We start from the raw sequence: 25,582 nt of genomic DNA, 5'->3' as shown, positions 1-25,582 counted from the left end.
GCGCGCGAGCCGAGGGACACCTGGGGGGCGGCGCGGCGACCCGTGGTCGCCGCGCCGCCCCCGTCCCGTGTCCGCGCGGTTCCCGCCGTCACGCGCCCGCCGCGTCCGGGCGCGCGGCGCCCAGGTCGGCGAGGAAGGCCGCGGCGGCGGGGGACGGGCGGAAGCGGCTCCAGACGAGGTGCTCCACCCGGGCGGGGGCGTCGCGGAGGCGGACGGCGGGCAGGTCCGGCAGGTCGGACACGAACGCGGCGGGCAGCATGCCGATGCCGAGCCCCTGCCGGATCAGCGCGGCCATGAAGTGGGGGGTCGTGATCTCGAAGGCGACGTCGCGGCGCACCCCGGCCGCCTCGAACGCCTGGTCGGACTGGGCGCGGGCGGCCGAGCCGGACGCGAAGTCGACGAACGGTTCGTCCGCCAGCCGGGGCAGGTCCGTCTCCGCCTCGCCGGCGAGCGGATGGTCGGGCGGGACGAGCACGACGAGCTCCCCGCGCGTCAGCTCGCGTCCCCGGACGCCCTTGGGCCGCACGTCCGGCGGCAGGCCCAGGAACGCGAGGTCGAGGTCGCCGTCCCGGACCCGTTCGGCCAGCAGCTCGCTCGCGCCGGACCGGAGGGTGATCCGGACGCGCGGGTGCCGCAGGTGGAACCGGCGCAGCTCGGTCGGGAGGTCGACGGCGGTGACGGTGGGGATCGCGCCGATGGCGAGCGTGCCGCGGATCTCGCCCGCGGCGGCCGCGACCTCGGCGCGCGCCCGCTCGGCGGCGTCCAGCGCCTGCCGGGCGGCGGGCAGGAACGCCTCCCCGGCGGGAGTGAGCCGGACGCGGCGGCTGGTGCGCTCGAACAGTTTCGCGCCCAGCTCGCGTTCCAGCCGCGCGATCTGGTGGCTCAGCGCGGACTGGACGACCCGGCACCGTTCGGCGGCGCGGGTGAAGTTGTTCGTCTCCGCGACGGCGAGCACGTAACGCATCTGCTGGAGGTCCATGGACCAATCGTGGTACGCGATCGTTCTCATGAAAAGCATGTGTTGGACTCATTGATGCTCCGCGCCCGAGGCTGAAGGCATGGAGAATCACGCGAGGGGCATGCCACGGGGCCTGCTCCTGCTCATGTCGACGGCGACCGGACTCGCGGTCGCGGGCAACTACTTCGCGCAGCCGCTCCTCGACCTGATCGGCCGGGAACTGGACGTCGGGACGGTGGCGGCGGCGCTGATCGTGACGGCGGCGCAGGCCGGGTACGCGCTGGGACTGATCCTGCTGGTGCCGCTCGGCGACCTGATGGACCGGCGGCGCCTCGCCGTGATCCTGTACGCGGCGACCGCCGGTTTCCTGCTCGTGTCGGCGGCCGCGCCGAACGGCACGGTGCTGCTCGTCGGCACGGCGCTGACCGCGCTGACGTCGGTGGGCGCGCAGGTCGTGGTGCCGTTCGCGGCGACGCTGGCGGCACCGGCGGAGCGCGGCCGGGTCGTCGGCACGGTGATGACCGGGCTCATGCTGGGGCTGCTGCTGGCGCGGACGGCGTCGGGCGCGCTGTCCGAGCTGGGCGGGTGGCGGACGGTGTACTGGGCGAGCGCGGTCCTGATGGCGCTGATGGCCGTCCTGCTGCGCGTCTTCCTGCCCCGCCTGGACGGCGAAGGCCGCGGGCGGCTGTCGTACCCGGCGCTGCTGCGCTCGACGGTGGCGATGTTCCGGTACGAGCCGCTGCTGCGGTGGCGGGCGGCGATCGCGGCGCTGAGCCTCGCGTCGTTCAGCGCGCTGTGGACGGCCCTGACGTTCCTGCTGGCGCGGCCGCCGTACGACTGGTCGGAGTCGGCCATCGGGATGTTCGGGCTGGTCGGCGCCGTGGGGGCGGTGACCGCCATGGTGGCCGGACGGCTCGCCGACCGCGGGCTCGTCCAGGTCGTGAGCGGCACCGCGACGATCCTGCTGGCGGCGTCCTGGGCGGTGCTCGCCTTCGGCGCGGACGCGCTGATCCCGCTGCTGGCCGGCGTGGTCGTGCTCGACCTGGCGCATCAGGGCGTGCTCAACAGCAGCCAGAACGTCGTCTACGCGCTGCGGCCCGAGGCCCGCAACCGGATCAACTCGGCCTTCATGACCGCCTTCTTCGTCGGCGGCGCGGCGGGCTCCGCGCTGACGTCGGTGGTCTGGGCGCGGGGCGGCTGGACGGGAGTGTGCGTCCTCGGCGGCGCCCTCTCCGCCGGAACCGTCCTGCTCTGGGGCCTGGAGCGCCGCTCCGTGCGCCGCGCGGCCGGACGGCCCGCGAGCCCCGCCCCCGCCACCGCCCCCGTCACCGTCACCGTCAAGGGAGAATGAGAATGCCGCGCACCGTACTGATCATCGGGGCCACCGGGACCGTGTCGACCGCGCTGATGGACGCGCTGGCCGGGACGGACGTGCGCGTCCGCGCGCTGGTCCGGGACGCGTCCAAGGCCGGCGGCCCGCGCGGGCGGGGCGCCGACACCGTCGTCGGCGACCTCGACGACCCCGGGACGCTGCCGCCCGCCTTCGCGGGCGTGCAGGACGTGTGGCTGCTCGTCCCCAACGGCCCGCGCGCCCCGGAGCACAGCATGAACGCGCTGTGGGCGGCGCGCCGGGCCGGGGCGGAGCGGATCGTGCGGCTGTCGGTCGTGGGCGCCGCGCACGACGCGCCGAACCGCAGCGGCAGGCTGCACGCGCTGTCCGACCGCGAGACCGAGGCGTGCGGCATGTCCTGGACGATCCTGCGGCCGCACTGGTTCATGCAGAACCTGCTGAACGAGGCGGGCGACGTCTCCGCCGGCGGCGCGTTCTCGCTGAACATGGCGTCGGCGCGGCTCGGCATGATCGACGCCCGGGACGTCGCCGCCTGCGCCGCGCGCGTGCTCCTCGACCCGCCCGGCCGGCACCACGGCGCGACCTACACCCTCACCGGCCCGCGCTCGGTGACGTTCGAGGAGGTCGCCGGGGAGATGGGCCGCGCACTCGGCAGGCCGGTCGCGTACCTGCCGGTCGCCGACGACGCCAAGCGCAAGGCGCTGCTCGGCCACGGCGTCCCGGCGTGGATCGTCGACATGCTGGAGGAGTACGCGCAGGCGTACGCGTCCGGCTGGGGCGACTTCGCCACCGGCACGGTCGCCGAACTCCTCGGCCGTCCCCCGCGCGACATCGCCGACTTCGTCCGCGACCACGCCGCCGCGTTCGTCCCGTCCGCACGAAAGGCATGACCATGCGACGTCACGTGATCTCCGCGCTGCTCACCGCCGGGCTCATCGTCCCGGCGGCGCCGGCCGCCGCGGCCGCCGAGTCCCGCCCGGCGGTGTTCCCGGCCACGATCCGGCTGCCGGACGGTTTCCGGCCCGAGGGCATCGCGACCGGACCGGGCCCGGTCGCCTACATCGGCTCCATGGCCGACGGTTCCATCTACCGCGCCGACCTGCGTACCGGACGCGGCGCGATCCTCGCGCGCGGGCCCGGCACACCGGCCCTCGGGCTGAAGACCGACGGGCACGGACGGCTGTTCGTGGCGGGCGGGACGGGCGGGGACGCGCGAGTCCTCGACGTCCGCACCGGCCGGGTGCTGGCCTCGTACCGGCTGGCGACCGGCCCCACGTTCGTCAACGACGTCGTCCTCACCCGGGACGCGGCGTGGTTCACCGACTCCACCGACCCGGTGCTCTACAAACTGCCCCTGCACGGCGGGCGGCTGCCCGCCGGCGCGCTGCGGATCCCGCTCACCGGCGACCTGGTCTACGGTTCCGGCTTCAACGCCAACGGCATCACGCCGACGCCGGACGGACGGGCGCTGCTCGTCGTGCAGTCGAACACCGGCGGGCTGTTCCGCGTCGAGCCGTCCGGCGAGACCCGGCGGGTGGAACTGCACGGCGAGTCGCTGCCGGAGGGCGACGGCCTGCTGCTGCGCGGGCGGACGCTGTACGCGGTGCAGAACCGGCTGAACACCGTGGCCGTGCTGCGGCTGAACGCGGCGGGGACCGAGGGCCGGGTGGTCCGGCGGGTCGGCCACCCCCGGCTGTTCGACGTGCCCTCGACCATGGCCGCGTTCGGGTCCCGGCTGTACCTCCCGAACGCCCGCTTCACCACGACGCCGACCCCGTCGACGTCCTACACCGCCGTCGCCGTTCCGCGTCCGTGACGGCTCGCCGCCCCGCGGGGGCGGCCGAAGGCGAGGGTGCCGGCGTCCGGACGGTCATGTTCGGGTGCCGGCACCTGCGGCGAAGGTGGAGCGCAGCAGCCGTGACATGTGCTCGCCGACCTGGTCCGGCGTCCAGCCACGGTCGAAGAGGGTGGCGCTCACGCCGTTGGCGATGAGGGCCAGCAGCATGTCGGACGCGGTGTCGACCGTCCAGCCGGGGGCGAGGACGCCCTCGTCGGCGAGCCGCCGGATCAGTGCGCGGTTCGTCGCGTTCCGCCAGTACATCGCCGTCTCCCAGTGGCGCGCGGCGTCCGGGTCGGTGCGGGCCTCGCGCTCGACGGCGAGGGAGACGGGCAGGATGCGCGCCATGAAGTGCGCGTGGGCGCGCGAGAACTCGTCGAGGGCCGTGGCGGCGTCCGGGGCGTCGCCGACGGCGGCGAAGCGGCCCTCGATGTCCTCGACCTCGTTGACGTAGGCGAACAGCTCGCTCATCAGGTCGGCGCGGGACGCGAAGTGCAGGTAGACGGCGCGGCGGGACACCCCGGCGCGTTCCGCCACGGCCGCCATCGTCGCCGCCGCGACGCCGCTCTCCTCGACGATCTCGCGCGCGGCCCGCAGCAGCGCCGCGCGGGAGCGGCGGCTGCGCGCGTTCCGCGGTTCCTCGATCGCCCTGGTCACCTCTCCATCGTCCCATTGCATGAAAGTACACAGTGTGTGTACTTTCGTGAAGTGCACACAGTGTGCAGTTATGGAGGGACGGTCTTGTCCGACAGGAGTCACTGGTGGCCGGTCGTGGGCTGCGGCCTGGTCATCTTCATGGCGACGCTCGACACGAGCATCGTCGCCGTCGCGCTGCCCCGGCTCGAACGGGACTTCGGCGTCCCGACGTCGGCGACCGAATGGGTCGTCCTCGGGTACCTGCTCCCGCTGATCGCCCTCACCCTGCCCGCGGGCCGGTGGCTCGACCGGACGGGCCCGCGCTCCGCGCTGCTGTTCGCCGTCACGGGGTTCGCGCTCGCGAGCGTCGCCGCGGGACTCGCCCCGGGCCTGGAGTGGCTGGTCGCCGCGCGGCTGGCGCAGGGCGCGTTCGCCGGGCTGCTGTTCGCGGTGATCCCGATGGTGGTGGTGCGTTCCGTGCCGGACGGCGCGGCCGGGCGGGCGAGCGCGCTCGTCATGACGCTGGGGCCGCTCGGCGCCGTCAGCGGCCCGCCGCTCGGCGGCCTCATCGTCGAGTTCTGGGGCTGGCCGTGGATCTTCTACATCAACGTTCCCGTCGCCGTGGCGGTCGTCGCGATCGCGGTGGCGACGCTGCCGCCGGACGGGCTGCGCGCCCCCGGCCGCGACTTCGCGGGGGAGACGGTCCTGCTCGGGGGCGCCGCGACGGCCCTGCTGGTGTCGCTGTCGTTCACCGCGAGCCACGGCATCGGCTGGCTCGCGCTCGCACCGGCCGCCGTCCCGTTCGTCCTGGCCTGGTGGCGGACGGCCGCGAGCCGGCCGGTGCGGGCCCTCGCGCGGACCCCCGCGGCCGGGCCGATCGCCGCCGTCCTGCTGAACGCCCTCGCGATCTCCCTGGTCGAGTTCCTCGCGCCGTTCTACCTGCAGGAGACGCTGGGCCTGTCCGCGCTCGGCACCGCGGGCGCGATCGTCGCCATGCCGGTCGCGATGGTGCTCGCCGGCCCGGCCGGCGGGTACCTCGGGGACCGCTGGGGCGCGGCCCGCACCGCCTTCCTCGGGCTCGCGATCGCGGGCACGGGCGGCCTGCTGCTGGTGTTCGCGGGCGGCGGTTGGCACCCGGCGGACCTGAGCTGGCGGCTCGCCCTCGTCGGCCTCGGCACCGGGCTGTTCGCCGGGCCGAACTTCGCGACGGTCATGTCCGGCGCGCCGGCCGGGCTGCACGGCAGCGCCGGAGCCGCGCAGAGCCTCGCCCGCCAGCTCGGCTTCTCGCTCGGCCCGGCGCTCGCCACCACGGTGTGGGCCCTGGCGGACTACTCGCTCGGCGGCCTGCGCGGCGCGTTCGCGCTCGGCGCGGTCGCGACCCTGGCCGCGCTGCCCGTCCTCGCCCGCGACTTTCCTCAGAGGAAAGTACGTGCTACTTTCCTCTCAGGAAAGTGAACGAGGAGGGTCCATGAACACCAACGACGCCCAGGCCGCGCTCGCCGACGTCCAGCGCATGCAGGAGCGGACGCGCGACGAGTACGTCCGGCACCAGTTCGCCCGCCCCTACATGCTGCTGACCGCGTTCGGGCTCTTCGTCGCCCTCGCGTCGAGCGACCTGCCGTCGCCGTGGAGCACCGTGCTCTTCCTCGTGGGCGAGGGCATCCTGATCGGCGGCGCGACACTGCAGCGCCGCCGGTCGCCCGTCAAGCGGAAGGCGAACGTCCCCGAGGGGCTGTACGTGATCGGGGCGGCCGCCGCCGTGATCGTCGCGTACATCGCCTTCACGATCGTCGCCTCGCTCGGCGTCCTGTCGTTCGGCCTGCCCGCCCCCCGGGTGTGGGCCGCCGCCGCCCTCGCGCTGCTCTTCCTCGTGCTCGCCGGGCCGTCCCGGCGGATCTTCGAGTCGGTCGTCCGGCGCGCCTGATGGAGACCGGGTTCGACGAGTTCCTGCACGTGCCCGCGCGGCTGTCGATCGTCGCGCTCCTCGCGCCCGCCGACTGGGTCGAGTTCGCGTTCGTCCGCGACTCCGTCGGCACCAGCGACTCGGCCCTGTCCAAGCAGCTCACCGCACTGGCGAACGCCGGCTACGTGGACGTCCGGAAAGGCCGCGACGGGGGCGTGCGCCGCACCCACGTGCGCCTCACCCCGCAGGGCCGGGAGGCGTTCGCGCGGCACGCGGCGGCACTCGAGGCCATCGTCGCCGCCGCCCGCCACGCCTCCGCCGGAGGCGGGACCTCCTGACCCCGGATACACACTCGGGAGGTCACGAGTGTGTATCCTCGGGGCATGGCGCGTCTCAACATCACGCTCCCCGATGAGCTGGCCGCCACGCTCCAGGGGCTCGCCGAGGACAAGAAGATCGCGTCGGTGTCCGGGTTCCTCGCCGACGGCGCCCGCCTCAAGCTGTCCTACCTGCGGGACGCCGCGACCGTCGACGAGCTGTTCGGACCGCCGACCCCCGACGAGCAGGCCATGATCGACCACCTGGTCGACGAGGGAACCCCGCACCCCCGGCACGCCCAGTGATCACCGGTCAGGTCTTCGACGCGACCGCCCTCCTGGACCTGGCCACCGGCAAGACCATCTACGTGCGGGCCCGGCTGCGCGCCTCGATCGCGCAGCACGCGACGGTCGTGATCCCCGCCGCCGCGCTCGCCCGCGCGTGGCAGCTCGTCCCCGACCGGGGCCGCACCGTCCTGGAACGGCTGCCCGCCATGCAGGTCGTCCAGGTCGACGACCTCGACGACATCATCGCCCAGCAGACCGGGCGGCTCGTCGCCGCCGCCCCCGACCTGCGGCTCGACGTGGCGCAGGCCGCCTGGTCCGCGCGCTGGCGCCGCTGGCCGATCCTCACCGCCGCGCCCGACGCCTACACCGGCGTCCCGGACGTCCGGGTCGAGCCGATCCCCTGAGCGGTCACAGCGCCGGGCCCGACTCGAGCGCCGCGAGCGCCTCGTCGACGGCGTCCGGCAGGACCATCGACGGGTCCTCGACCCACCGGACCATCAGCTCCAGGAACACCCCGAAGATCGCCCCCGTGAGCGTCCGCACCGCGACGTCGTCCGGGGCGCGGCCCGTCCGCTCGGCGAGGACGTCGCCGAGCGCCCGCATCGTCGCGAGCACGTTCCCGAAGGACGCGCCCCGCAGCGCCGGGACGTCCAGGATCAGGACGGCCCGGTCCCGGGCGGCGGCCAGGTCGGCGGGCGACAGCGCCTCGAGCGTCACGCGCATCGCCGCGCGCAGCGCCCGCAGCGGCGGGACGTCCGGCGGCTGCGCCCGCAGCGCCTCGAACAGGACCGGGTCGTAGTCGTCGCTGACGACCAGGTCCTCCTTCGTCGGGAAATAGCGGAACACGGTGGTGTGCGCGACCTCGGCCGCCCGCGCGATCTGCTCGACCGTGGTCGCCTCGTACCCGTGCTCCCGGAACAGCCGCAGCGCCGTCGCCTGGATCAGCGCCCGCGTCCTGGCCTTCTTCCGCTCCCGCAGCCCCGGCGCCACCGCGCACCTCCCGTCCGTGCCTGCGGGCACGACACTACCGAGCCCCCGGGCGGCTCACCTCCCGCGCCGGGCGCCCATCGGCCGACGCGAGGCCGCCGCCCTCGACGTCCACCCGCGGCAGGGCCCGGTCCAGCCACCGGGGCAGCCACCAGGCCGCCCGGCCGAGCAGCGCCAGCACCGCCGGGACGATCGTCATCCGCACCACGAACGCGTCGAAGAACACCGCGACGGCCAGCGCGAACCCGAACGACTGGAGCATCGGCAGGTCCGACAGGACGAACCCGCCGAACACGCTGATCATGATGAGCGCCGCCGCCGTCACGACCCGCGAACCGTGCGCGAGGCCCGCGACGACCGCCGGCACCGGCTCCGCGCCCCGCACGTGCTCCTCCCGCATCCGGGTGACGAGGAACACCTGGTAGTCCATCGCCAGGCCGAACACCATGCCGATCATCATCACCGGCAGCAGGTTCACGATGATCCCCGACGCGTGCACGCCGACGCCCTCCAGCCAGCCCCACTGGAACACCGCGACCACCGCGCCGAACGTCGCCGCGATGCTCAGCAGGAACCCGGCGGTCGCCTTCAGCGGCACCACCACCGACCGGAACACGAGCATGAGCAGCACGAACGCCAGCCCCACCACGACGATCAGGTAGCGCGCCATCGCGTCCGCCAGCTTCCGGGACGTGTCGACGTCGATCGCCGTTCGCCCGGTCACGGCGACGCCGGGCCCCGTCTCGTCCCGGATCGTCTCGATGAGCTCCTCGGTCTCCTCGCTCGTCGGCCCGCTCTCCGGCACGACCTCCACGAGCGCCGTCCGTCCCGCCGCGTCGACCGCGACCGTCCGGGCGGCGGCGACGTCCAGCCGCCGGACGTCCGCCGCCACCCGCCGGGCCGCCGCCGCGGCGTCCGCGTCCCGCACCACCAGCGTCAGCGGGCCGTTGAACCCGGGGCCGAACGCGTCCGCGACCAGGTCGTGCGCCTGCCGCTGCGTCGTGTCCGGCGGCGCCGTGCCGTCGTCGGGCAGCCCGAGCCGCAGGTCCAGCGCCGGAAGCGCCGCGACCGCCAGCGCCGCGACGGCGACCGCCAGCACCGGGACGGGACGCGCGGTGACGAACCGTCCCCACCGTCCCGCCCCCGCCCGCGCGGGGCGGCGGCCCAGCACGCGCCGCCCCGCGAACCCGACCAGCGCGGGCAGCAGCGTCAGCGCGACCAGCACCGACACCGCCACCGTCAGTGCCGCCGCGACCCCGAGTTCCGTCAGCACCGGGATGCCCACGACGGCGAGGCCCGCCAGCGCGACCACGACCGTCAGGCCCGCGAACACCACCGCCGTCCCGGCCGTCCCCACCGCGTGCCCGGCCGCGTCCTCGGGCTCCCGCCCGCCGTGGACCTCGTCCCGGTACCGGGAGATGATGAACAGCGCGTAGTCGATCGCGACCGCGAGGCCGAGCATCAGCGCGAGCGCCGGGGTGTCGGAGTTCAGCGTCAGGAACCCCGACGCCGCCACGATCGCCGACAGCCCGACGCCGATCCCGACGACCGCCGACAGCAGCGGCAGCCCCGCCGCCGTCAGCGACCCGAGCGTCACCGTCAGCACGACCGCCGCCACCGCGACGCCCGCCAGCTCCCCGGCGCCCTCCTCCGGCGGCGGCACCGCGTCCCCGCTCAGCTCCACCCGCAGCCCCGGCGACCGCGCCGCGTCCCGGAGCGCCTCGCGGTCGCCGTCCGTCAGCTCGTCCGCCGGGACCCGGAACGCGACCTCCAGCACCGCGACCCGTCCGTCCGGCGAGACGAGCGGTCCCGCGACCCCCGCCACCTCGGGCACGCCCTCGACCCGCCGGACGACCGCCCGCAGTGCACGTTCGTCCGGTGCCCCGGCCAGGACGACCCGGGCCTGCGCCCCGCCGCCCGCGGCCTCCGGGAACCGCTCCGCGACCAGCTCGTTCGCCCGCTGCGCCTCGGTGCCCGGCACCGAGAACTCGTCCTGCGTCGGCGCGGACAGCAGCGCCGCCCCCGCCCCGCACACCGCGAGCAGCCCCGCCCACACGAGCGTCACCGCCCACCGCCGCCGAAAGCACCACCGCCCCACCCGGGCCAGCACCACCGCCACGACACCCTCCTAAGTGCTAGTCGAATAGCAATTGTTAGTTGACTAGCACCTTTGGGTCAACGCCCGGCCGCAGAAACACCCGGACGGACGCCGCCGGTCCCGCGGCCGCCGTCAGGGCTTCCCGGGGACGTACGGCGGCGCGACGCCCCAGCCCCAGCGCGGCATCGGGGCTTTCAGGGGCGGGGACGCGCCGGGCCGCGAGTTCGCGAGGGCGATGCGGGTGCCCCGTTCGATGTACGACGCGAACGCGGCGCAGAACTCGGGGGTCGTCGGGGAGGCCGACCTCGTCGGCGGCGTCCATCGGCAGCGACGCCCAGCGGCGGCGCTGCGCCCCGGTGATCGACCCGCCGAGGTGCTCCCTGACCATGCGCCGGTAGCCGCCGCGCTCCCGGCTGTACCGGTCGGGGCAGCGGAACACCTCGGTGAGCCGCTCGAACGCCTCGGCGCCGCCCGCCCACTCGTACACGGCCGGGACGGACGAGCCCGCGCCGCGCACGTCCGTCGTGATCACCCGCGCGGCGGCGGGAACGATCAAGAAGCGAACGTCCGTGCCAGGAAGGCGTCGAGGGCGCGGCGGGCGTCGGCGGCGCGGGGACCGGTGAACATCTCCGCCGCGTGCTCGGTGCCCGGCAGGACGGTCAGCTCCGCGCCGTCGTACCGGCCGGCGGCCTCGCGCAGCTCGGACTCCGCCACGAGCGGGTCGTCGGTGGTGCCGAGCACGAAGATCTCGCCCCGGTAGCCGTCCCGCCCGTCGCCGAGGCCGCCGAGCGACGGCAGCGGGCTCGCGGCGGCGACGCCCGCGGGCCGGGCGTCCGCGGCCATCCCCAGCATGACGTTGCCGCCCATGCAGCCGCCCACCCACGCCGTCTCCGCCGCGCCCTGCTCGCGGAGGAGGCGGGTGGCGGCCGACACCGTCTCGCGCCGGTCCGGGCCCCAGTCGAACGTGACGACGCGGTGCCCGGCGCGGGCGAGCCGCACCGCCTCCGGCGCCCACTCGCACGCGTCCCCCCACGAGATCGGTGCGAACACGACGCCGGTGCGGCCGCGTCCGAGGGTGACCAGCCGGGCGTCGCCGGTGCCGGGCAGCCGGTACGCGGACGCGCCGTGCCCGGCGAAGCACTCGGGGGCGTCGACGCGTTCGGTCCGGAGCGGTTGCGCCGGCGTCCGCGGCACGGGCGCCTCCTCCATCGGTCGAGCCACCGGTTCCACGGCGGGTTCGGCGGTGCAGCCGGTGGCGACGGCGCCCAGCAGTGCCAGGCCGGTCAGGATTGTGCGGGTGACGGTCACGAGATCCCTCCGTCGAGTGCTCGAAGGCGGTCGCGGACGGTGTCCGCCCGCTCCAGGAGCCCGGCGATCCCGGGGTGCGCGAGGCGTCCGCCGCGCTTGCGGAACCGCCCGGCCACCAGGACGGTGTCGACGTCCGCGCGGTCCATCGCGGAGACGATCGTCCCGGCCGGGTCGTAGATCGGCCGGACGCCCGGGCGGGACGTGTCCAGCACGATGAGGTCGGCCTGCATGCCCGGGCGGACGGCCCCCACCCGGCCGTCGAGGCCGAGCGCCCGCGCGCCGTCGACCGTCGCCCACTCCAGCACCGCGCGGACGGTCGGCAGCGGCCCGCCGGACGACGGGCCGTGCAGCGCGGCGAAGCGCGCCGCCTGGAAGGCGGCGCGCATCTGCGTGAACATGTCGCCCGCCGCGGCCACCTCGACGTCGGTGCTCAGCGCGGGCCGCAGCCCGGCCGCGAGCGCCTCCCCGGTCGGCGGCATCCCGTGCCCCATCGTCAGCTCGATCGCGGGCGCGACGGCGAGGGCGCCGCCGCTGTCGGCCATCAGCCGCAGCTCGCCGGGCGCGAGCCCGGTCCCGTGGATGTAGACGGTGCCGGGACGGAGCCCGGCCACCCGGTCGATGCGCGACAGCGGCGCCCCGCCCCGGACGTGCAGCGCGATCGGGACGTCGAGGTCGCGCGCCAGCCGCCAGCCGTCCCGGACGTCGGTGTCGCCGGACGCCTCCGCGTTGAGCGCCATCGTCACGAGGCCGCCGGACGACAGCTCCCCGGCCCGCAGCCGCCCGGCGTCCGCGGCGGTGCCGTGGCCGTAGGCGAACACCGCGCGGACGCCCGAGTCCCGCAGCGCCGCGACGAGCGCGTCGGAGTGCTCGGGGGTCGGCTTGGGGACGTTCGAGATGTCCTGGACGGTGGTGATGCCGGCGTCGAGGGCGGCGAGCGCGCTCAGCAGGTCGCCGAGGTACAGCTCGTCCGGGGTGAGCCGGGGGCCGAGGCCGCCGAGGACCGTCGAGAAGTACTCGCCGAGGGTCTGGTCGGCGCCGTACCCGCGCAGGACGGCCTGCCACATGTGCCGGTGCGCGTCCACGAACCCCGGGAGGACGAGGCGTCCGGCGGCGTCGACGACGTCGGCGTCCGGGGCGTCGATGCCGGGCCGCACGTCCGCGATGGTGTCGCCGTCCACGAGGACGTCCGTCGCGGGGAGGTCGCCGAGGCGCGGGTCCATCGTGAGGACGTGGCCGCCGCGGATCAAGGTGCGCGCGGCGGTCACCGTTCGCCCCAGCCCGGGGGCGGGTCGAGGCGTCCGTCCTGCATGTTCCAGTACTCGACGTTGCGGCGGCACCGCATCCGCCGGTCGAAGTACAGGACGTTCGTCTCGATCAGCGTGACCCAGCGGGCGCCTCCGCCGTCGGCCGGGATCCGCATCGTCACCCAGAGTTCGACGGCGGCCCGGTCGCCGGAGCACAGCGGGACGCCGTGCCGGCCGGTCATGTCGGTCTGCGGGGCGGTGATGTCGGTCCAGTACCGCCGGATCTCGTCCCGGCCCCGGAAGGTCTGCGCGGGCACGCCCGGCACCGCCTCGTACAGGGCGTCCTCGGTGAACAGGAGGGCCGCCGCGTCCGCGTCCTTGGCCCGCCAGGCGTCGAGGTAGGCGGCGGTCCAGCGCGCGACGTCCCGGGGGCGCACGCCGCCGCCCGCGGGGTCCGGGCCGGCGGCGGCACGGCCCGCGAGCCCGGCCGCGGCGACGGGGATCGCGGTGACCGTCCCGGCGCGCAGCAGGTTCCGGCGGTCGATGGAGGGCGTCATGTCACGGGTCTCCGTTCGGTATTGCTTTCACGAAAGCTATCTGAAAAGGGATCGCCTCGGAAGGGGGCGGCCGGCGGAAAGCGGCCGGGCCGGGGGCCGTACGTGACGGGACCGGCATGTTCGCATCACGCTATGGACACGGCCCGTCGCCGCGGATCTTGCCGCGAGGTACCTTTGTCGGGAGGAAGCAGGAGCCCCGCATGTACGAACCCGATCACGTCGACGAGATCATCGCCGCCTGGCGCAAGGAACTGCCCGAGGTCGCCGGGCTCCCGCTCGAGCTCGCGAAGCGCACCGCGCTGCTGAACGCGGCGTTCGACGCGGTCACGGCCGAGGAGCTGGACAAGCTCGGCCTGACCCCGGCCGACTACGGGATCCTCGCGACGCTGCGCCGCGTCGGCGCGCCGTACCGGCTCAAGCCGACCGACCTGACCAACGCGCTGCTGCTGTCCTCCGGCGGCACCAGCAACGCGGTGAAGCGGCTGGTCGCCGCCGGGTACGTCGCCCGGGAGAGCGACGACCGGGACGGGCGCAGCAGCTGGGTGCGGCTGACCCCGCGGGGCGTCGAGGTGACCGAGGAGGCGGTCCGGCTGACCACCCGGGCCCACGAGCGGCTCGTCGAGCGGATCCCCGAGCAGACCGCCCGCCTGATCAGCGAACTCCTCCGCGTCGCCCTCGCGTCCGTGGAGGACGGCGTGCTGCTCCGCCGCTGACGCCCGCGCCGCGCGCGTCCGGGCGCGCACTGCTTTCCGCAAAGCGACTCCCCCCGAAGTTCGAGCCCGTGCGCCGACGCCGAGCGTAGCGGACGTCCCGCCGCCCGCCCGCGTCCCGTCACCTGCATCGATCCCGTTGAGCTGGCCTTTTGTTCCGCATGGCCGAGTCAGGCCAGCCGAAGTTGCGGCGGGAGCCTTGTGATCCCGGCCGGGAACCGGCTAGCTTCAGCTCCCGTTATAGCTTTACAAATAGCTTTCAGGACAACGAAACCGATGCAGGGGGCAGCATGCAGGCGCGAGTCGTCGTCGCGTACCACAGCGGGTACGGGCACACCGGCAAGCAGGCCGAGGCCGTCGCCACGGGCGCCGGCAAGGTCCCGGACACGGAGGCGACGCTCGTCTCCCTCGCCGAGCTGAACGACGAGCTGTGGGAGACGCTCCAGGGGGCGGACGCGATCATCTTCGGCAGCCCGACGTACATGGGCGGCACCAGCGCCGCGTTCCGCGCGTTCGTCGAGGCCACCACCGAGGTCTGGGGCGACGGGATGCGGTGGAAGGACAAGATCGCCGCCGGGTTCACCAACAGCGGGAACATGGCGGGCGACAAGCTCCACTCGCTGGTGAACATCGCGCTCTTCGCCGCCCAGCACGGCATGATCTGGGTCGGCCTGGCCGAGTACGGCGGCTGGAACACCTCGACCGGCGGCCCCGAGGACCTCAACCGGCTCGGTAGCTGGCTCGGGGCGATGTCCCAGTCCAACAACGACCAGCCCGCCGACGTGACCCCGGGCGAGAGCGACCTGCGGACGGCCGAGGCCCTCGGCCGGCGCGTCGCCGAGATCACCCACGTCCACCTCCGGGGCCGGGACGTCCGCGCCCGGGAACTGGCGTCGGCCTGAGCGCACCGCCGACCGGGCCGGTCGACGGGGGAACCGCAGGGGACGGGGACCATGCAGGGGGAGACGCACGCGCGCGTGCCCGCGGGCACGCGCGAGGACGGGCCGCCGGGGACGCCCGCGGACCCGTCCGGGACATCTGACGAGACACCGGACGGGCACCGCCTGGCCGAACTGATCCGCACCGGCCGGCTGAGCGCCGTGGAGGCGGCCGAGGCCGCGATCGCGCGCATCGAGGCGGCCCGCGACCGCCTGAACGCGGTCCCGATCACCTGTTTCGAGCGGGCGCTGGAGGACGCCCGGCGGCCGCCGCCCGACCCGGGATCGCCGCTCGCCGGCGTCCCCTTCCTGCTGAAGGACCTCGGCCCGTCCTGCGCCGGGGTCGAGGCGACGGCCGGATCGGCGTTCCTCGCCGGGTACGTGCCGCCGCACGACGCCACGCTCGTCCGGCGGTTCCGCGCCGCCGGGCTGGTGATCCTCGGCAAGAGCGCGACCGCCGAGTTCGGGGTGCTGCCGACGACCGAGACGGAGCACCACGGGCCGACCCGCAACCCGTGGGCGCCCGGCCGCAGCGCGGGCGGCTCCAGCGGCGGCGCGGCCGCCGCGGTGGCCGCGGGCCTGGTGCCGGTCGCGCACGCCAACGACGCGGGCGGGTCCATCCGGATCCCCGCCTCCTGCTGCGGCGTGTTCGGCCTCAAACCGACCCGCGCCCGGACGCCGCTCGGGCCCGACACCGGTGACCTGATGAGCGGGCTCGCCGCCGAACACGTCGTGAGCCGCTCGGTGCGCGACAGCGCGGCGATGCTCGACCTCGTCGCCGGGCCCGCGCCGGGCGACCCCTACTGGGCGCCGCCCGCGCCCGGCTCGTTCCGCGCCGCCGCCGCGTCCGCCCGTCCGGGCCGGCTGCGCGTCGCCGTCACCGTGCGCGGCGGCCTCACCGACCCGCATCCCGAGTGCGTCCGCGCCGTCCGCCGCGCCGCCGACCTGTGCGCCGACCTCGGCCACGAGGTGGTCGAGGACGCGCCCGGCATCGGCATCGGCGACGTCGCCGAACCGTTCCTGGACGTCTGGGCCGCCGGGGTGTCCTCGGCCGTGACCGCGCTCGGCGCCGCGGCGGGCCGCCGCCCCGAACCGCACCTGTTCGAGGAGCTCACCTGGTGGCTCTACGAGCGGGGACGGGAGCTGAGCGCCGCCCACTACCTGCTGACCGTCGGACGGCTCCAGCGCGCGGCCCGGACGCTCGCGGCGTTCCACGCGCGCCACGACGTGCTGCTCGGCCCGGTGACGGCCGAACCGGCGCCGCCGCTCGGCGCGTTCGCCGCCGGAGCGGCGGCTGCGGCGGGCCCTGGAGTTCGCGCACGAGACGCCGCTGGCGAACATGACCGGCCAGCCGGCGATGTCCGTCCCGCTGCACCGGGACCCGGCGGGCGTGCCCGTCGGCGTCCAGTTCACCGCACGGTTCGGCGACGAGGCGCTGCTGTTCGCCCTCGCCGCCCAGCTGGAGGCGGCGCGCCCCTGGGCCTGACCGGCCGCGGAACGCCCGCCCGCGCACCCCGCCCCCCGCCCCGCATCCCCGCCTCGGCCGCCATCGTCGCCGGCCGGGTCGTCCACGCGCGCCCACCGCGCGTCCACCACCATCCACAGGGAGTCCGGCATGTTCACGACCACCACCGACACCGACCTGCGGGGCAACCCGATCGACGAGGTGATCGGCAACTCGATCAAGTACGCGGCGCTGACGACGGCCGCGAAGCTCGGCGTCTTCCGCACGCTGGAGGACGGGCCGAAGAGCCTGCACGATCTCGCGAAGGCCATCGGCGCGGACCCGGACGGCACCCGCGCGGTCTGCGACGTCGCGGCGGTCCTCGGCTGGTTGGAGCGATCCGCGGACGGCTACGGGCTGGGGCCGCTCGCCGAACGCTGGCTGCACAGCGGCGCCGAGTACGACTTCACGCCCGCGCTCCTCTGGGCGTACGAGCTGACGAACGTGCTGTGGGAGCTGCCCGAGGCGGTGCGGGCGGGCGCCCCCACCCGGTCGCTGTGGGAACGCTGGGCCGACGCGCCCGACGCCGGCCGCGACTTCTCCGAGTACATGAAGGTCAAGTCGCGGCTGACGGTCCCGGCGATCGTCGACGCCGTGCCGGTGCCCGACGGGGCCGAGCGGCTGCTGGACCTCGGCGGCTCGCACGGCCTGCACTCGATGGCGTTCTGCCGCCGCCACCCGGGCCTCACCGCGACCGTCCTCGACCTGCCGGAGGCGCTGGCGGGCACCGGCGCGGCCCTCGCCGAGGCCGGGCTGCAGGACCGCGTCGAGCTGCGGCGCGGCAGCTTCCTCACCGACGACCTCGGGTCCGGTTACGACCTGGTCCTGCTGTTCGAGATCGTGCACAACCACTCCCCGGAGACGAACCGGGACCTGGTCGCGCGGGCGGCGAAGGCGCTGCGCCCGGGCGGCAAGGTGGTGATCCTGGAGGACGTGCGCGGCGAGGAGCTCGAGGAGCACAACGCGGCGTTCAGCCTCGCGATGTTCGCCTGCTCGGGCGACCGCACCTACTCCTTCCCGGAGATCGCGTCGTGGCTGGAGGGCGCCGGGCTGCACTCGGTGGAGCACCTCCCGCTGCCGTCGTCGGTCTCCCTGGCCGTCGGCACCAAATGAGCGGCCCGCGGATGAGGATCTCCGTCGCGGAGTACATGACGGGCGCGTGGCCGGCGGCGGCCGCGCTGGTCCGGGACGTGTACGCCGAGCAGTACGGCGCCGACGTGTCCCCGTCGCCCGACGCGTTCATCGTGGCCCGCCCGGACGCCGACGACCCCGGCGGGGACGGACCGGACACCGTGCTCGCCTGCGCGGGGCTGACCTTCGGCGGCGACCGGCCGCTGTTCTCCGAGGCGTACCTGGACCGCGGGATCGAGGAGGAGATCGGCCGCCGCCTCGGCGCGGACGCCGACCGGCGGGGCGTCGTCGAGGTCGGCGGGCTCGCCACGCGCCGCCCGCTGATCGGCCGCGAGGTCGTCCGCGCCACGCCGATCATCGCGTGGTGCCTCGGCATGCAGTACATCCTGTGCACCGCGACCCGGCCGCTGATCCGGTCGCTGGACCGGCTCGGCATCGGGTTCGTCCCGTTCGCGGTGGCCGACCCGGCGCGGCTCGGCGGCCCGGAGGTCCGGGAGCGCTGGGGCACCTACTACGACCGGGAGCCCCAGGTGGGCGTGATCCCGCTGAACGCGCTGCACCGGCTGTTCGCCGACACCACGGGCCGCTACCTCTTCTCCGACATGCAGGTCAGCCTGATCGAGCGGAGGGTGGCGGGGCATGCGAATCCTTGAGCGCGCGCTGCTGCGGCTGGCGGAGACCGACCGGCCGCTGATCGAGGTCCTGGACGGCGACGCCGGGGTCGCGCGGACCCTCACGTACCGGGAGACGACCCGCGCCGCCCAGGCGCTCGCCGACCGGCTCGCCGGGTCCGCGGCCGGTGCCGCGGCCGTCCCGGACCGTCCCCCGCGGGTCGGCGTCGTCTGCGGCAACACCCCCGAGTTCGTGATCGCCGACCTCGCGCTGCTCGCGGCGCGGCTGGTCGAGATCCCGGTGCCGATCGCGTTCTCCGCCGAGCAGGCGGCCGGGCTGCTGGCCGAGGCGGACGTGTGCCTGCTCGACGACGAGGGCGCCGCGCGGCTCGCGCAGTGGGGACGGGACGCGGTGCTGCGGCCCGGGTGCGCGGTGGTCCGGTTGTCGGCGGCCGAGCTGGCCGCCGCGGCCGGCCGTCCGCTCGCGCTCCCGGCGGGCGACGCGGCCGACCCCGACTGGGAGTGCAAGATCATCCACACGTCGGGGACGACGTCGCGGCCCAAGGGCGTCCGGATCCGGGCGCACGGCCTGGCCGCGCTGCTGGAGTCGCTCGGCGCGGTGATGCCGGACGGCGCGTTCGCCCGCTACGTCTCGGTGGTGCCGTTCAGCCTGCTGATCGAGCAGGTGACGGGCCTGTACATGGTGGTGCTGCACGGCGGCACGCTGGTCCAGCCGCCCGCCGGGGCGCGCCTGGTCGGGACGGCCGCCGGCGCGGCGTCGGACATGCTGCCGTACCTGGCCGCCGCCCGGCCGACCGCGCTGGTGGCGACGCCCGCGCTGGTCGACGAGTTCGCGGCGGCGGCCGAGGCCGCGCGGGCCGCCGGACGGTCCGTCCCCGCGGCGCTGTTCGGCACCCCGGACGCCCCGCTGATCTGCTGCGGCGGCGCACCGGTCCACCCGGACGTGCTGCACCGGCTGGAGCGGGCGGGGCTGCCGGTCCACGAGGGGTACGGGCTGTCGGAGAACAGCTCGGTGGTGAGCTGGAACACGCCCGGCGCGCGCCGCATCGGCACGGTCGGCAGGCCGCTGCCGCACGTGACCGTCACGACCGCCCCGGACGGCGAGTTGCTGGTCGAGAGCACCTCGCTGTTCGCCGGGTACACCCGCGACGACCCGTCCAGCCTGGCCGTGGACGCGGCGGGACGGCTGCGCACCGGGGACCTCGCCGAGATCGACGCCGACGGCTTCATCCGCATCACCGGCCGGAAGAAGAACGTCATCATCACCGCCGCGGGCCGCAACGTCGCCCCCGAATGGGTGGAGGCGCAGTACGCGCGCCTGCCGTTCGTCCGGGCCGCGGCGGTCGTCGGGGACGGGATGGCGGAGCTGCGCGGGCTGTTCCTGGTCCGCGAGGGCACCGACCCGGCGGCCGCCCGCCGCGCGATCGTCGCGTTCGGGGAGGAGCACCTCTCGCAGGTCGAGCGCGTCGCCGACCCGCTCGTCCTCGCGGCCGACGAGGCCGTCTACCGCACGTACTTCACCGTCACGGGCCGTCCGATGCGGGCGGCCGTGCGGACCGCCGTCGCGGGGGGAACCGCCCCGCACCTCGAAGGAGACGCCGATGACGAAGGAGACCCAGATGGCAGCGGCGCCTGACACCCGCCCGTACGGCCGCGGCACCGGCCTGCTCGTGACGCCCGGCCCGGGGGCGGAGCGCGCGGGGCTGGACGGCGTGGACCCCGCCTGGACGATCCGGACGCTCGCCCGCGCCGGGTTCCTGCTGTTCCGCGGCTTCGGCGCGGACCTCGCCCGGTTCTCGGTGTTCGTCAAGGCGCACTCCAGCCGGATCACCCTGGACCCGGCCCGGTCCTTCCACGGCGGCGAGGTCGCCCAGAAGGTCGACGCCGGCACCGCGGCCGTGGGGCTGCATCTGGAGAACGGCAACAGCCCGTTCCGGCCCGACCTCACCTGGTTCCTGTGCGAGAAGGCCGCCGCGCGCGGCTCCCAGACGACGGTGTGCGACGGGTACCGCGTGTGGGACGCGCTGGACGACGCGGCGCGCGCGCTGTTCGGCCAGGACATCGTCTACAGCCGCCGGGTCGACGAGGCCAAGTGGAAGGCGTTCGTCTTCCACAACCTGGAGGGCCGCAAGCCCCTGGCCGACATCGAGTTCGCCGACATGGTCGCGCTGGCGGGCGGGGACCCCGGCACGACGCTCCGGCTGGACGACGACGGGTCGGTGTTCTACGCGTACCGGACGCCCGCGGCCGCCCCGGCGACGCTGTTCGGCGGCCGCCCGGCGTGGGCGAACAGCATCTTCGGGCCGTCCTACAACTACGAGAAGCCCAGGATCACGTTCGCGGACGGCGCGGAACTCCCCGCCGGGCTCGTCGCGTCCCTGCGCGCGCTCACCGACGAGCTGACCGAGGACCTGGACTGGCGGGACGGCGACGTCGCGCTGATCGACAACACCCGCGTCATGCACGGGCGCCGCGAGATCCTGGACGCCGACCGGACGATCTACAACGCGCAGAGCTACCTCGACCCGGCGCTGCACCCGGCCGGGGCCGGGCGGCCGTGACCGCGCTCGGCGGCCGGGTCGCGGCCCTGCTGCGGCGGCTGGAGGACGACGCGGGGCGGCGCGACCCCGCGGTGATGGAGCGCGCGTACGCGGCCGCCGCCGGGCGGCCCGCGCCGCCCGGCCCGCGGGAGGCCGCGGAGCTGTGCGCGGACGCGGCGCTGCCCGTCCATCCCGGCGTCGGACGGTTCCTGTACCAGCTCGTCCGGACCGTGCGGCCCGCCCTCGTCGTGGAGTTCGGGACCTCGTTCGGCATCTCGACGATCTACCTGGCGGCGGCGCTGCGCGACAACGGGACGGGCCGGGTCGTCGGGTCGGAGCTGCATCCGGGCAAGGCCGCCCGGGCGGCCGCGCACCTGGCGGAGGCCGGACTCGCCGACCTGGTCGAGATCCGGGTGGGGGACGCCGCGGAGGAACTGGCCGACCTGCCGGAGCCCGTGGGGGTCCTCCTGCTCGACGGCTGGAAGGAGCTGTACCTCCCGGTGCTGCGGGTGCTGGAGCCCGCGCTGCGGCCCGGCGCCTGCGTGGTGTCCGACAACCTCCCGATGCTCCCGCCGGAGTTCCTGGAGCACGTGCGCGGCGACGGCTACGTCTCGCAGCCGCTCGAGCTGGGGGAGGGGATCGAGTTCTCGGTCCGGGCCGGGTGAGGCCCGGCCCCGCTCGCCCGTCCGGACGGGCGAGCGGGGCCGGCGGCCGGGACGGTCAGTCCTGCGGGCGGGCGCCCTTCGAGCGGCGCAGCCACGCGACGCCGCCGACGCCGAGGGCGACGACGAGCGCGCCGAGCCCGACCCACAGCCAGGACGCGGACGTCCCCTCCGGCTCGGACGACGCCGCCGGCGACGAGGCCGGCGACGAGGCCGGCGACGAGGCCGGGGCGGACCCGGCCGCGGACGGGGCCGGGTCCGCGGCGGGCGAGGACGGCGCGGCGCCCTCGACGGTGAACTCGAACGTGCCCGAGATCGGGTGCCCGTCCGGGGACACCGCGCGCCAGCCCACCGTGTAGACGCCGTTCGGCAGCGGCGCCTTCAGCGCCTGCGTGACGTCGTTGTCGACCGACTGCGGCTTGCCCAGCTCGTGCCGCGCGTCCGACTCGTCCGTCACGACGACCTGCGGCAGCGACACCGGCTTCGCGAAGGTCAGGACGATCTCGGACGGCGGCGCGACGGTCGAGCCCTCCTTCGGGTTCGAGCCCGTCAGGGCGGTGTGCGCGGTGGCGGGCGCGGCGAACGCGAGCGCCGCCGCGAGCGTGAGGACGGCCGCGAGCGCGGCTCCGAGTGCGCGCCTCATGCCCGGCTCCGCGCCCGCGCGAGGCCGACGCCGCCGACCGCGATGCCGACGACCCCGGCGCCGATGCCGACGCCGCCGAGCAGCCGGGCGGTGCCGTCGCTCGCCTCCGCCGCACCGCCGGACGTCCCGCCGGTCGCGGTGAGCTTCGCGTCCGCGTCCCGCCCGTGCCCGGAACCGGACCCGGCGGGCGTCAGCGCGAGGACGGGCGCCGGGTGCTCGGGCTCGGCGCCGCCCTCGGGCGTCGGCTCGTCCCAGTCGACGACCTCGCCGCCCTCGTACGTCTGCGCCGCCTTGAACATCATCCGGTCGGCGTCCGCGGGCAGCGGGCCGAACGAGACGTCGAACTCCTGGAACCGGCCGGGCTCGATCTTCCCGCCCGTCCAGGTGATGCGGGTGACGGCCTCGGTGATCGTGCCGCTTTCGGTCTTCACCGGTTCGGGCAGCTTCGTCTTCTCCGTCTCGACGTCCCAGCCCGGGACGGGACGGACGGAAACCGACCGGAGCGGGTGCTCGGCCGGCAGGTCGATCTGCAGCCTGGTGGTCGCGGCGTCGTCGCGCTCGTTCGGGACGCGGAACGACACCTTCGCCCACGAGCCCTGCTCGGCCGCGTCGGGATTCACGGTGACGTGCGCGGACGCGGCCGTGGCCAGGCCCACGAGCCCGGCCGCGCCCAGGGCGGCGACGGCCGCCGCGCGCCGGGCGTACGGATTGAAGGACATGTCGGGGGCTCCGTTCGAGGAGGTGAGAGAAGCGTCGGGTCCGGATCGCCGGGCGGCGTCCGGGGCGTCCGGCGCCCGTCCCGTCCCGCCTCAGCGGGGGGCGAGCGCCCTCGAACGGACCGGCGGTCCCCGCCGGACGACCTGGTGCCGGAGCGCCCGCCCGACGGCCGGGACGGCGCACGGTGCGGCCACGGGGGCGCGCGGCGCGGGCGCGGCCGGTTCGGCGGCGAGCAGTGCGAGGAGCGTCCGGATCGGACGATCGGCGGCGGCGGCGACCCGGCGGGCCAGCGACCACGCGGCCCGCTCGCCGCGCCGCAGCCAGCAGCCCGCCAGCAGCGCGGCGGCCGCGTGTGCGAGCGTCATGCCGCAGCCGCCGGAGAAGACGGAATCCGGCGCGGTCTGCACGGCGTGCCCGGCGTGCCCGGTGTGCTCGGCGGCCGCCGCGCCCGCCGTCCAGGTCGTGGACGCCGCGACGGACGCCTTCGTGAACAGCGCGTGCAGCGCGAACTGGCCGCCGAGCAGCCCGCCCGTGATCGTCGGGAGGGAGCGCTCGTGCCCGGCCAGCAGCAGGGTGACGGCGAGGACGCCGCCGAACCCGGTGACGACGGCCCAGCCGGGGACCGCGTCCCCGGCGGCCAGCGCGTGCCCGGCCGTCGCCAGCGTCACGCACACGGTCGCGAAGACGACCGCGCGGGCGGCGCGGAACAGCGGGTGCGGAGGGCGCGGGAGCATGACGGGACCCATCGTCTCACCTCGGGGGGCGATCGTGAACCCACCCCCGCCTTCCTCGACACGCCCAACATCTTGGGGTTGTGCATCAAGGTCGAACTAGATGTAGGGTTCGAGTCCCGTGCTGGTTCGCCCCCGCCGCCCCCGGCGGGGGCGTCGCAAGAGGGGCCCCTCTTCGTGCGCCGGGTTTCGGCTTACCAAAACGGTGTAGAGGCCAGTCTCACCCTTGACGAAGCGTTCCGAACTTTATGGAGCGGGCACTCGTTGAAGCATCGACGGCTAGGCCGAGGAGGAAATCGATGCCTCTCACCGACCGCATCATGAGGTTCCTGCGCAGTCCGCAGGGCCAGAAGGCGCGCGCGCAAGTGCAGCGCGCCGCGCGCGACCCGCGCAACAAGGCGAAGATCCAGCGTCTGCTGGCGAAGTTCCGCGGTGGCGGGCGCGGTACCGGCGGGGCCGGTGGTCCACGGGGGCACTGAGAGGCGCGCCGCGCGGCGAGGACCGAACGAGACGAGCGGAGGCCCGCTCCCGGACGACCGGGGGCGGGCCTCCGCTCTTGCGATCTTATTGGCGTTGCTTGATGGACGTAACTGCAAGAGGTTTGCAATAGTGGCGCCATGGCCGACTACACACTTCCCGACCTCCCCTACGACTACGCCGCCCTCGAACCCGCCATCACCGGCGAGATCCTGGAGCTGCACCACTCCAAGCACCACGCCGCCTACGTGAAGGGCGCCAACGACACGCTCGAGAAGCTCGCCGAGGCGCGCGAGAAGGAGCAGTTCGGCGGGCTGGTCGGCCTGGAGAAGACGTTCGCGTTCAACCTCTCCGGCCACGTCCTGCACTCGATCTTCTGGGACAACCTGTCGCCCGACGGCGGCGACCGCCCGGACGGCGAGCTGGCCGCCGCGATCGACGAGCACTTCGGGACGTTCGACGCGTTCCGCAAGCAGCTCACCACGGCGACGTCCACCGTGCAGGGCTCCGGCTGGGGCGTGCTCGCCTGGGAGCCGCTCGGCAAGCGGCTGGTCGTCGAGCAGGTGTACGACCACCACGGCAACGTCGGCATGAACACGACGCCGCTGCTGGTCTTCGACGCCTGGGAGCACGCGTACTACCTGCAGTACCGCAACGTCCGCCCGGATTACGTGGAGAAGCTCTGGTCGTTGGTGAACTGGACGGACGTCACCGCGCGGTTCGACGCCGCGCGCGCCTCGTCCTGACCCCATAGACGGCGGCGCCCGGACGCGGGCCCGCCCGGAGGCGGCGTTCACCCGGCCGGGATCGTGCTCAGAACCTTTCCTCGCGGCCGGGTGAGCGCCGCTTCCCCCTTTCCGCGGTTGGGCGGAAGCACAACCCGCACCCGTCCGGCACCTTGCACGGTCACCGTCCCGCGGGCCCGATGCCACGGCGCACCCGCGCCGACCATAGGGTTTGCCCCATGACCGGCGAGTACCTTTTCTGGGAGAACGTCCCCACGCGGTGGAAGGACAACGACGTCTACGGGCACGTCAACAACGTCGTCCACTACTCGCTGATGGACACCGCCATCAACGAGTGGATGATCCGGACCGCCGGGTTCGACCCCGTCACGTCCCCCTCCATTGCCCTCTGCGTCGAGTCGCACTGCGAGTACAAGGCCGAGGTGTCCTTCCCCGACACGATCAGGATCGGGATGCGCATCGGGAGGCTCGGCAACTCCAGCGTCCGCTGGGAGATCGGGATGCTGCGCGCGTCCGACGACGCCCTCGTCGCGCAGGGCCACTTCGTGCACGTGTTCGTCGACCGGACGACCCGCCGCCCCGTCCCGATCGCCGGCGCCGTCCGCACCGAGATGGAGAAGCTCACCGTCTGAGACGGCCCCGAACCCCAACCGTGAACGGAGAACCC

General features: G+C 75.1%; 30 protein-coding genes and 1 pseudogene. 20 read left to right on the top strand and 11 right to left on the bottom strand.

Going from position 1 to position 25,582, the window contains the following annotated elements; all coding sequences use genetic code 11:
* Positions 1-88: 88 nt before the first annotated feature.
* Positions 89-979 (bottom strand): LysR family transcriptional regulator, encoded by an 891-nt coding sequence (locus tag ACFQ11_RS01235; RefSeq protein ID WP_378295813.1) that lies wholly within the window; start codon positions 977-979, stop codon positions 89-91.
* Positions 980-1,079: 100 nt separating this feature from the next.
* On the opposite strand from ACFQ11_RS01235, the gene ACFQ11_RS01230 reads away from it, so the two are divergent.
* The 3 genes from ACFQ11_RS01230 to ACFQ11_RS01220 are packed head-to-tail and all read left to right on the top strand — an operon-like array spanning position 1,080 to position 4,125.
* Positions 1,080-2,309, top strand: coding sequence for an MFS transporter (locus ACFQ11_RS01230; RefSeq protein WP_378295812.1), 1,230 nt, complete (start codon positions 1,080-1,082; stop codon positions 2,307-2,309).
* Positions 2,310-2,311: 2 nt separating this feature from the next.
* Positions 2,312-3,199, top strand: coding sequence for an NAD(P)H-binding protein (locus ACFQ11_RS01225; RefSeq protein ID WP_378295810.1), 888 nt, complete (start codon positions 2,312-2,314; stop codon positions 3,197-3,199).
* Positions 3,200-3,201: 2 nt separating this feature from the next.
* Positions 3,202-4,125 (top strand): SMP-30/gluconolactonase/LRE family protein, encoded by a 924-nt coding sequence (locus tag ACFQ11_RS01220; protein ID WP_378295809.1) that lies wholly within the window; start codon positions 3,202-3,204, stop codon positions 4,123-4,125.
* 54 nt (positions 4,126-4,179) lie between these two features.
* On the opposite strand, the gene ACFQ11_RS01215 is transcribed toward ACFQ11_RS01220, so the two are convergent.
* Positions 4,180-4,803 carry a TetR/AcrR family transcriptional regulator gene (locus ACFQ11_RS01215; protein ID WP_378295808.1) on the bottom strand — a complete coding sequence of 208 codons (624 nt, stop codon included), beginning with the start codon at positions 4,801-4,803 and terminating at the stop codon, positions 4,180-4,182.
* An 84-nt stretch (positions 4,804-4,887) separates the two neighbouring features.
* Between ACFQ11_RS01215 and ACFQ11_RS01210 the strand changes: the two genes are divergently transcribed.
* The 5 genes from ACFQ11_RS01210 to ACFQ11_RS01190 are packed head-to-tail and all read left to right on the top strand — an operon-like array spanning position 4,888 to position 7,694.
* Entirely contained in the window at positions 4,888-6,237 is a 1,350-nt protein-coding gene (locus ACFQ11_RS01210) for an MFS transporter (protein WP_378295807.1), read from the top strand.
* Between the two features lie 13 nt (positions 6,238-6,250).
* Positions 6,251-6,706, top strand: coding sequence for a hypothetical protein (locus tag ACFQ11_RS01205; RefSeq protein ID WP_378295806.1), 456 nt, complete (start codon positions 6,251-6,253; stop codon positions 6,704-6,706).
* Positions 6,706-7,023 (top strand): winged helix-turn-helix domain-containing protein, encoded by a 318-nt coding sequence (locus ACFQ11_RS01200; protein WP_378295805.1) that lies wholly within the window; start codon positions 6,706-6,708, stop codon positions 7,021-7,023. The genes ACFQ11_RS01205 and ACFQ11_RS01200 overlap by 1 nt, the downstream gene beginning before the upstream one ends.
* A 45-nt stretch (positions 7,024-7,068) precedes the next feature.
* Positions 7,069-7,308 carry a ribbon-helix-helix domain-containing protein gene (locus ACFQ11_RS01195; RefSeq protein WP_378295804.1) on the top strand — a complete coding sequence of 80 codons (240 nt, stop codon included), beginning with the start codon at positions 7,069-7,071 and terminating at the stop codon, positions 7,306-7,308.
* On the top strand, positions 7,305-7,694 hold the full coding sequence (locus ACFQ11_RS01190; protein ID WP_378295802.1) for a hypothetical protein: 390 nt from the start codon (positions 7,305-7,307) through the stop codon (positions 7,692-7,694). The genes ACFQ11_RS01195 and ACFQ11_RS01190 overlap by 4 nt, the downstream gene beginning before the upstream one ends.
* 4 nt (positions 7,695-7,698) lie before the next feature.
* On the opposite strand, the gene ACFQ11_RS01185 is transcribed toward ACFQ11_RS01190, so the two are convergent.
* The 6 genes from ACFQ11_RS01185 to ACFQ11_RS01160 are packed head-to-tail and all read right to left on the bottom strand — an operon-like array spanning position 7,699 to position 13,484.
* The gene (locus ACFQ11_RS01185) at positions 7,699-8,310 is read right to left on the bottom strand and encodes a TetR/AcrR family transcriptional regulator (RefSeq protein WP_378295800.1); all 612 of its coding nucleotides are present in this window, start codon (positions 8,308-8,310) and stop codon (positions 7,699-7,701) included.
* Between the two features lie 4 nt (positions 8,311-8,314).
* Positions 8,315-10,396: an MMPL family transporter gene (locus ACFQ11_RS01180; RefSeq protein ID WP_378295799.1), complete on the bottom strand. Its 2,082-nt coding sequence runs from the start codon at positions 10,394-10,396 to the stop codon at positions 8,315-8,317.
* A gap of 34 nt (positions 10,397-10,430) precedes the next feature.
* Complete coding sequence (locus ACFQ11_RS01175; RefSeq protein ID WP_378295797.1) at positions 10,431-10,931, bottom strand: globin family protein; 501 nt, start codon at positions 10,929-10,931, stop codon at positions 10,431-10,433.
* Positions 10,928-11,683 (bottom strand): alpha/beta fold hydrolase, encoded by a 756-nt coding sequence (locus ACFQ11_RS01170; RefSeq protein ID WP_378295796.1) that lies wholly within the window; start codon positions 11,681-11,683, stop codon positions 10,928-10,930. Before ACFQ11_RS01170 ends, ACFQ11_RS01175 begins: the two co-directional genes overlap by 4 nt.
* Complete coding sequence (locus ACFQ11_RS01165; protein WP_378295795.1) at positions 11,680-12,948, bottom strand: amidohydrolase family protein; 1,269 nt, start codon at positions 12,946-12,948, stop codon at positions 11,680-11,682. The genes ACFQ11_RS01170 and ACFQ11_RS01165 overlap by 4 nt, the downstream gene beginning before the upstream one ends.
* Positions 12,945-13,484: a nuclear transport factor 2 family protein gene (locus tag ACFQ11_RS01160; RefSeq protein WP_378295794.1), complete on the bottom strand. Its 540-nt coding sequence runs from the start codon at positions 13,482-13,484 to the stop codon at positions 12,945-12,947. Before ACFQ11_RS01160 ends, ACFQ11_RS01165 begins: the two co-directional genes overlap by 4 nt.
* A 200-nt stretch (positions 13,485-13,684) precedes the next feature.
* On the opposite strand from ACFQ11_RS01160, the gene ACFQ11_RS01155 reads away from it, so the two are divergent.
* The 9 genes and pseudogenes from ACFQ11_RS01155 to ACFQ11_RS01115 all read left to right on the top strand — a co-directional run bounded on the left by ACFQ11_RS01155 (position 13,685) and on the right by ACFQ11_RS01115 (position 21,604).
* Entirely contained in the window at positions 13,685-14,197 is a 513-nt protein-coding gene (locus tag ACFQ11_RS01155) for a MarR family winged helix-turn-helix transcriptional regulator (protein ID WP_378295793.1), read from the top strand.
* Between the two features lie 287 nt (positions 14,198-14,484).
* Complete coding sequence (locus tag ACFQ11_RS01150; RefSeq protein ID WP_378295792.1) at positions 14,485-15,096, top strand: flavodoxin family protein; 612 nt, start codon at positions 14,485-14,487, stop codon at positions 15,094-15,096.
* 51 nt (positions 15,097-15,147) lie between these two features.
* Positions 15,148-16,353 (top strand): annotated as a pseudogene (locus ACFQ11_RS01145) (amidase); the annotation flags it as partial.
* 73 nt (positions 16,354-16,426) lie between these two features.
* Complete coding sequence (locus ACFQ11_RS01140; protein WP_378295906.1) at positions 16,427-16,618, top strand: amidase family protein; 192 nt, start codon at positions 16,427-16,429, stop codon at positions 16,616-16,618.
* 129 nt (positions 16,619-16,747) lie between these two features.
* Entirely contained in the window at positions 16,748-17,749 is a 1,002-nt protein-coding gene (locus ACFQ11_RS01135) for a methyltransferase (RefSeq protein WP_378295790.1), read from the top strand.
* Between the two features lie 11 nt (positions 17,750-17,760).
* Positions 17,761-18,420, top strand: coding sequence for a thermostable hemolysin (locus ACFQ11_RS01130; RefSeq protein WP_378295905.1), 660 nt, complete (start codon positions 17,761-17,763; stop codon positions 18,418-18,420).
* Positions 18,407-20,035 carry an AMP-binding protein gene (locus tag ACFQ11_RS01125; protein ID WP_378295789.1) on the top strand — a complete coding sequence of 543 codons (1,629 nt, stop codon included), beginning with the start codon at positions 18,407-18,409 and terminating at the stop codon, positions 20,033-20,035. The genes ACFQ11_RS01130 and ACFQ11_RS01125 overlap by 14 nt, the downstream gene beginning before the upstream one ends.
* Positions 20,019-20,960: a TauD/TfdA family dioxygenase gene (locus ACFQ11_RS01120; RefSeq protein WP_378295788.1), complete on the top strand. Its 942-nt coding sequence runs from the start codon at positions 20,019-20,021 to the stop codon at positions 20,958-20,960. Before ACFQ11_RS01125 ends, ACFQ11_RS01120 begins: the two co-directional genes overlap by 17 nt.
* Positions 20,957-21,604 (top strand): O-methyltransferase, encoded by a 648-nt coding sequence (locus tag ACFQ11_RS01115; protein ID WP_378295787.1) that lies wholly within the window; start codon positions 20,957-20,959, stop codon positions 21,602-21,604. Before ACFQ11_RS01120 ends, ACFQ11_RS01115 begins: the two co-directional genes overlap by 4 nt.
* A gap of 55 nt (positions 21,605-21,659) precedes the next feature.
* Here ACFQ11_RS01115 and ACFQ11_RS01110 read toward each other — a convergent pair whose 3' ends face one another.
* The 3 genes from ACFQ11_RS01110 to ACFQ11_RS01100 form a co-directional block, all read right to left on the bottom strand.
* The gene (locus ACFQ11_RS01110) at positions 21,660-22,244 is read right to left on the bottom strand and encodes a copper resistance CopC family protein (protein ID WP_378295786.1); all 585 of its coding nucleotides are present in this window, start codon (positions 22,242-22,244) and stop codon (positions 21,660-21,662) included.
* Positions 22,241-22,963: a YcnI family copper-binding membrane protein gene (locus tag ACFQ11_RS01105; RefSeq protein WP_378295784.1), complete on the bottom strand. Its 723-nt coding sequence runs from the start codon at positions 22,961-22,963 to the stop codon at positions 22,241-22,243. The genes ACFQ11_RS01110 and ACFQ11_RS01105 overlap by 4 nt, the downstream gene beginning before the upstream one ends.
* A 90-nt stretch (positions 22,964-23,053) precedes the next feature.
* Positions 23,054-23,707, bottom strand: coding sequence for a hypothetical protein (locus ACFQ11_RS01100; RefSeq protein WP_378295783.1), 654 nt, complete (start codon positions 23,705-23,707; stop codon positions 23,054-23,056).
* Between the two features lie 284 nt (positions 23,708-23,991).
* Here ACFQ11_RS01100 and ACFQ11_RS01095 point away from each other — a divergent pair, with 284 nt between their 5' ends.
* The 3 genes from ACFQ11_RS01095 to ACFQ11_RS01085 all read left to right on the top strand — a co-directional run bounded on the left by ACFQ11_RS01095 (position 23,992) and on the right by ACFQ11_RS01085 (position 25,547).
* Positions 23,992-24,171: a hypothetical protein gene (locus ACFQ11_RS01095; protein WP_378295782.1), complete on the top strand. Its 180-nt coding sequence runs from the start codon at positions 23,992-23,994 to the stop codon at positions 24,169-24,171.
* A gap of 138 nt (positions 24,172-24,309) precedes the next feature.
* Complete coding sequence (locus tag ACFQ11_RS01090) at positions 24,310-24,915, top strand: superoxide dismutase (protein WP_378295781.1); 606 nt, start codon at positions 24,310-24,312, stop codon at positions 24,913-24,915.
* Positions 24,916-25,133: 218 nt separating this feature from the next.
* Complete coding sequence (locus tag ACFQ11_RS01085; RefSeq protein WP_378295780.1) at positions 25,134-25,547, top strand: acyl-CoA thioesterase; 414 nt, start codon at positions 25,134-25,136, stop codon at positions 25,545-25,547.
* Positions 25,548-25,582 lie beyond the last annotated feature (35 nt).

This window comes from Actinomadura sediminis, from assembly GCF_042675525.1.
GTDB lineage: Bacteria > Actinomycetota > Actinomycetes > Streptosporangiales > Streptosporangiaceae > Spirillospora > Spirillospora sediminis.
This window is presented reverse-complemented; position numbering and strand designations above follow the sequence as displayed.